This window comes from Pseudorhizobium xiangyangii (genome assembly GCF_020531965.1).
Classification (GTDB): domain Bacteria; phylum Pseudomonadota; class Alphaproteobacteria; order Rhizobiales; family Rhizobiaceae; genus Neorhizobium; species Neorhizobium xiangyangii.
Window position 1 is genome coordinate 1 of record NZ_JAJAWH010000068.1, and the last position, 3,796, is coordinate 3,796.

The following is a 3,796-nucleotide window of genomic DNA, read 5'->3' on the forward strand; positions in this document are numbered from 1 at the left end:
AATCCATTCATTCAATCGATGTAGTAGCATCTGAACCTGACCCAAGCCCGTACACGTTACTCAAGCCCTCTGTTAAAGCGCCGGCTGACTGTTAAAGCGCGCCACGTTGCAGTTCGTTCTGATCGACCGTCGAATACCGTGTGCATCTTATTCTCATAGCATGTATGTCAAGTTGTATATTTCCAAACCTATCCCTGTATTACGCAACGGTGGGAAAGCCAAGGACAAAGCTGGTTTAGGCATCACCATTGCGATTAAGTTGGACTGTGTTTTTTGAAGACGATGTTAGCTATCTGCTAATGTGGATACTGGCGTGGCTTTGCGGCTCATCATTCCTCTGCGTTGATCGCCGGGGTGTGGGTGCCTCCGTGAGGGCGGCGATTTGGCGGTAGAGGGTGGATCGCCGAGCCCGGCTGCTTGGCGGTCTGGGCAGGACGCACGCCCGCTTCGATCACCTTAAGCGCCAAGGCGAGCTTTTTTTATCGAACGGCGGTTGACCCGGATCTTCCCATTAGAGACCAATCTCAATACCGGGGATGTTGTCGGTGACTCCTGCTGCGAGGCTTGAGTAAGTCTGGGATCGCCTCATTGTTGCCGTGTGTCGCTTAGGGTGTCATTTTGCCCCCAGCCGGAACCGACCCCCGGAATCAACAAGCCGACCTCGAAGGAAATCATCAGCCCGACCAGAAATACAAGCAGAACCAAGCTTGACATCCCGATTAGAGAACGGCCTGGCGCACGATCGGCGCGGCTCGGAAATGCGTCCCTGAATCCTGTTCACGGGCTCTCTTCAATTTGCTGAAACCATGATCAGGCTTCGATGAAGTTCGTAGAGGTCATGTCCATTTACGCGGATCATCCCTTCACCCGGTGAGTCGATTTCCGCGACCATCACAAACGACAAGGAAATCATCGAGGGAAGAATCAGCAGGAGAATTCCCCGCTTCCGAACATTTCCCACGCTATAACCGATCATAACACAACAGCATAAGGCGATGACAAATAGCAGCAGCCATGCGGGAAGGGGAATCTGGTTTTTCCAACCTGCCTGAGCTCTTTTTTGAGAACTGATGACATCGTTCACTCCGGTAACGACTAACGATGTTATAGCAGTCTGCTGCCCCGCCACAGCGGAAACAGTTCTTTCCCAAAGCTCGTTCTGTACCGATATCGCTTCTTCTCGTTTGCTTACGCGTCCGTTAGACTGCCCATTATAATATTCAACTCTCTTTTTAAGATACTGCAATAGGGCAGTGCGGAGTGGTGCTGTATACGTCTTTTCGAGCAGGCCTGCTCTCAAATACGCCGAATTTATTGAAGATGCTTCCGCCTCTTGCGCAGCCTGACGGCTGTTGTAGCCGGCGATCGACATGGACAGCGTAAAGCCAATCACTAGCCCAAGTAACGACAAGACAGCGCCCAAGATTAATCGAAACTCATCCATACTCTCTGCTGCGTCGCGCTTTTTAACTAGCCGACCGCCTACTTGGCCCGCGGCCCAAAGCACAGAGCAGAAAAACGCAAACAAAAAAAATGAAAAAAGGCTCATAGGCCACGCCCGCAATTGCTCACTGTATCGAGACTGATCTAAATCTCAATTAATGCGGCGGAAGTAAGACCGGACGGCGAGGATCTGAGACCAACCGTCAAATGCAGCACCCGGCACTCCCAATCCCAGCGTTGATGTGAAATTCAATCGTTGGTGAAATTCGCGGTGCTTTAAGGGTCCGGACCCAATAAGATCGTGTCCCGCCGAGTGGTGTAGCTGGGTGATAGCGAAGCCGCTCGCGAGCGCACCCTCCATAGTGCTGTAGGGAGCGGGCGGCGTAGCGGTGGTCACCAGTGTTTTCCGGTAGGGTCGGGTTGTTGAAGCTCAACCTGAGGAAAACCACCGATGACCGACGACATGATGAACCTGCGCTCACTCGTTGAGAAGAGCGCCGACGCCGATTTGCTGCGGGATATGATTGGCTTTGCTGCCGAGAAACTGATGGCGCTGGAGGTCGGCACGAAGACCGGCGCGGGTTATGGCGAGAAGAATGGCTTCCGACTGGCCCAGCGCAACGGCTATCGCGACAGGGACTGGGAGACACGTGCTGGCACAGTCGAGCTTCGTATCCCGAAGCTGCGCACCGGCAGCTATTTCCCAAGCTTCCTTGAGCCACGCCGCATGGCGGAGAAGGCCCTGACGGCCGTGATCCAGGAAGCCTACATCCAGGGCGTTTCGACCCGCTCCGTTGATGACCTGGTCAAGGCCATGGGCATGAGCGGCATCTCCAAGAGCCAGGCCTCAAGGCTTTGCGAGGAGATCGACGACAAGGTGAAGGCCTTCCTCGACAGGCCCATAGAGGGTGAATGGCCCTACCTGTGGATCGATGGTGCGCCGTGCGGCGCGGGAGGTGCGTATGATTTAGCGTGACGGTCCTGCTGTATTCTGCCCTGAACTCGGGGTCGAATTGCCCCCGCCTCGAATGCCGCTGACCCCAGAAGTCGGCGAGCCAGAGAATGCTGCGGCTGCAGGTGATGATGCTGCCTATGCCGCGCTACGTTATGTCAGCAGTGCTTACGATGATTAGGAAAGAGGCGGAATCCGTGGGTCTGTGCGTTTGTTGATCTTGAGTCGATCAGCCACCGCCGGAAGTAAGCGGTGACGATGATGTCTGAATTGATATGCATACTAACATGAACTATGTGCTGCATACAGATTTGCTCACATCCTGACGACGGCTGCTACAAGTCTCGTCTCTTCGGACAGAATAAATCGTGCAACTTTCCCGATTGAGGACTCCGAAATGACCCTACAGAATGATCCGCTCTTATGGAGCCAGGAAGGCACCCTGTACTGGCTCAGCTGTTTCACCAAGCCACTGATCCGACGGCGGTCGTTGTACAAAAGTGGAGTTACCTTTCCTTTTGCCGCATTCGGTTTGATCGCTTCGCTCGCAGCTAGTGGGGCCGTAGGGCAGACCTTTATCGACAATGGCCAGCAAGTTATTGTTCCTGATACCCAGGCATCGCCGTGGAATACCGGTTTCCTTTTAGTGGGGAACAATGGAACAGGCAGTCTTATTATCCACCAGGCAGGCATCGTTAACTCGGATTTCAGCGGAATCGGAGTTGCGACCGGGGGAAATGGTACTGTTACCCTGACGGACCCGGGATCTGAGTGGAACGTGTCTGATCTTAGCGTGGGCGATTCCGGAACAGGCAACTTGACAGTCTCGTCAGGCGCCATTTTGACCAGCCAGGGCAATATCACCATCGGAAACGCTCCTGGCGGTATCGGTGCGGTCACGGTGGTCGGACCAGGATCCGAGCTCCATTCAAACAACACTATTCTCGGGGGATTCGCGGTCGGCCACTTCGGGATTGGTTCGCTTACCATAGCAGACGGCGGCCTAGTCACCTCAGATCTAGCGAGTATTGGTTCCCAGAGCTCCGGAGAGGGTGCTGTGACCGTGACGGGAGCCGGATCCCGATGGGATAATGACCGCGATCTCATCGTGGGCGAAAATGGCATAGGCAGCCTCGAGATTACCGACGCTGGCGTCGTTACAAGCGAACTTGGCAGAATTGGCAACGCTGCTGGCAGCGTCGGAAGCGTCACAGTGAGAGGCCCTGGTTCGCAGTGGAACAACTTGGGTCCGGGTGGCCTGGCCGTGGGATTCCTGGGCCGCGGTGCTTTGAACATCAGCGGTGGCGGCGTTGTTTCGAGCGGTCTTGGGAGAATTGGCAATAGCGTCGGCAGCGAAGGCGTGGTGACCGTGAGCGGAGTTGGATCGCAGTGGAACAACTC

Annotated in this window: 1 protein-coding gene and 2 pseudogenes; 2 read left to right on the forward strand and 1 reads right to left on the reverse strand. The window is 54.9% G+C overall.

The genetic code is table 11. The annotated features are described in order from the left end of the window. Positions 1–790 precede the first annotated feature (790 nt). Positions 791–1,549 carry a bestrophin-like domain gene (locus tag LH464_RS24020; protein ID WP_226788924.1) on the reverse strand — a complete coding sequence of 253 codons (759 nt, stop codon included), beginning with the start codon at positions 1,547–1,549 and terminating at the stop codon, positions 791–793. 345 nt (positions 1,550–1,894) lie between these two features. Between LH464_RS24020 and LH464_RS24025 the strand changes: the two are divergent. Continuing rightward, positions 1,895–2,377 (forward strand): annotated as a pseudogene (locus LH464_RS24025) (transposase); the annotation flags it as partial. 415 nt (positions 2,378–2,792) lie between these two features. Next, positions 2,793–3,796 (forward strand): annotated as a pseudogene (locus tag LH464_RS24030) (hypothetical protein); the annotation flags it as partial.

Excerpts from the sequence above, each read along its gene's own strand:
- LH464_RS24020 (WP_226788924.1), bottom strand. The coding sequence starts at position 1,549 with ATGAGCCTTTTTTCATTTTTTTTGTTTGCGTTTTTCTGCTCTGTGCTT.